The organism is uncultured Amnibacterium sp., from assembly GCF_964244015.1.
Lineage (GTDB): Bacteria > Actinomycetota > Actinomycetes > Actinomycetales > Microbacteriaceae > Amnibacterium.
Genome location: NZ_CAXTHO010000039.1, coordinates 18,694 through 20,922, shown reverse-complemented (window position 1 = coordinate 20,922; position 2,229 = coordinate 18,694). Strand labels below are relative to the sequence as shown.

General features: G+C 71.9%; 2 protein-coding genes. Both read right to left on the bottom strand.

Annotation, left to right across the window (positions count from 1 at the left end; all coding sequences use genetic code 11):
- Nucleotides 1-55 precede the first annotated feature (55 nt).
- Complete coding sequence (locus tag ACFE67_RS06575) at nucleotides 56-406, bottom strand: holo-ACP synthase (protein ID WP_375406066.1); 351 nt, start codon at nucleotides 404-406, stop codon at nucleotides 56-58.
- Nucleotides 403-2,217 (bottom strand): glutamine--fructose-6-phosphate transaminase (isomerizing), encoded by a 1,815-nt coding sequence (gene glmS, locus ACFE67_RS06570; protein ID WP_375406069.1) that lies wholly within the window; start codon nucleotides 2,215-2,217, stop codon nucleotides 403-405. The genes ACFE67_RS06575 and glmS overlap by 4 nt, the downstream gene beginning before the upstream one ends.
- Nucleotides 2,218-2,229: the final 12 nt, after the last annotated feature.

Here is a 2,229-nt window from a genome sequence, read left to right as displayed (position 1 = left end):
GCGGCGCGCTGCGAAGCGGTGTGACGGCCGTGCGGGCGGGGGGTCGGCGCACCGGTCAGCCCTCCAGCACGACGAACGCTGAGGCGATGCCCGCATCGTGGCTGAGCGACAGGTGCGTGGTCGTCACGCCGAGCAGCGCGAGCCGGGTCGCGACCACGCCCGAGGTCACGAGGACCGGGCGGCGCGACGCGTCGCTCCGCACCACCATGTCCTGCCAGGTGAAGCCGCTCGAGTCGCCGGCGGCCTTGATCAGCGCCTCCTTCGCCGCGAAGCGGGCGGCGAGGGAGGAGAGCGGCAGATCCCGCTCGCTGCGCGCGAACAGCCGATCGCGCAGCGGCGGCGTCCGATCCAGCGACCGTCCGAAGCGTGCGATGTCGACCACGTCGACGCCGATGCCGATGATCACTCGACCGTCACGGACTTCGCGAGGTTGCGCGGCTGGTCGACGTCGAGTCCCTTCGCGGCCGCGAGCTCCATGGCGAAGATCTGCAGCGGCGCCACCGCGAGCAGCGGCTCGAACATCGTGCCGGCCAGCGGGATGCGCAGCACCTCGTCGGCGAACGGCAGCACGGCGACGTCGCCCGACTCCGCGATCGCGAGCACGTGGGCACCGCGGGCGCGGATCTCCTGGATGTTCGAGACGACCTTCGGATGCAGGCTGGAGGAGTCGCGGGGGCTCGGCACGATCACGAAGACGCGCTGCCCCGGCTCGATCAGCGCGATCGGCCCGTGCTTCAGCTCGCCGGCGGCGAAGCCCTCCGCGTGGATGTACGCGAGCTCTTTGAGCTTCAGCGCGCCTTCGAGCGCCACCGGGTACCCGACATGGCGCCCGAGGAACAGCACGCTGCGGGTGTCCGACATCTGCCGTGCCATCTCGCGGATCTCGTCGCCCTGCGCGAGCACCTCCTGCAGCTTCGCGGGCAGCGCCTGCAGCTCGGCGACGAGGGCGTGCGACGACTCGTCGGTCAGCTCGCCGCGGACCCGGCCGAGGTGCAGGCCGAAGAGGTACAGCGCGACGACCTGGGCGGTGAATGCCTTCGTCGACGCGACCGCGACCTCCGGTCCCGCCCGCGTGTAGAGCACCGCGTCGGACTCGCGCGCGATGGTCGCGCCCTGGGTGTTGCAGATCGAGAGCGTGCGGGCGCCGCGCTCCCTGGCGTACTTCACCGCCATCAGCGTGTCCATCGTCTCGCCGGACTGGCTGATGGAGGCGACGAGCGTGTTCGGTCCGAGCACCGGATCGCGGTACCGGAACTCGTGGGCGAGGTCGACCTCGACCGGCACGCCGGCCCACTTCTCGATCGCGTACTTGCCGAGCATGGCGGAGTACGCGGCGGTACCGGCGCCGAGCAGCACGATGCGGTCCACGTCGCGCAGGACGTCGTCGGGGAAGCCGTCCGCGATCTCGGCCAGCACGACGCGGCCGCCGTGGATGCGACCGAGCAGCGTCTGCTCCAGCGCCTCCGGCTCCTCGCTGATCTCCTTCGCCATGAAGCTCGACCAGCCGCCCTTCTCGGCGGCGGAGGCGTCCCAGGCGATCTCGTACTCCTCGCCCTCGACCGGAGCGCCGGCGAAGTCGGTCAGCTCGATACCCTCCGGCCGGATCGCGACGATCTGGTCCTGCCCGATCGCCAGCGCTCGGCGGGTGTACTGGACGAACGCCGCGACGTCGGAGCCGAGGAACTGCTCGCCGTCGCCGAGCCCGACGACGAGCGGCGAGTTGCGGCGGGCGCCGACGACCAGCCCGGGCTCGTCCGCGTGCACGGCCAGCAGGGTGAAGGCGCCGTGGAGGCGTCGCACGACCGCACGGAAGGCGGTCAGCAGGTCGCCGGCCTTCCGGTACTCGCTGCCGAGCAGCACCGCGGCGACCTCGGTGTCGGTCTCGCTGGTGAAGGTGTGCCCGTCGTCCTGCAGCTCGTCCTTCAGCGCCGAGAAGTTCTCGATGATGCCGTTGTGGATCAGCGCCAGCTTGCCGTCGTCGCCGAGGTGCGGGTGGGCGTTCGCGTCGGTCGGCCCGCCGTGCGTGGCCCAGCGGGTGTGGCCGATGCCGGTCGTCGCGTCGGGCAGCGGGCTCCGCTCCAGGTCCCCCTGCAGCACCCCCAGCTTGCCCGCGCGCTTGTGCGTCGAGAGCACACCGTCGTCACCGACGAGTGCGACACCGGCCGAGTCGTAGCCCCGGTACTCGAGCCGCTTCAGCCCCCCGACGAGCACGTCGATGGCGGCCCGCGG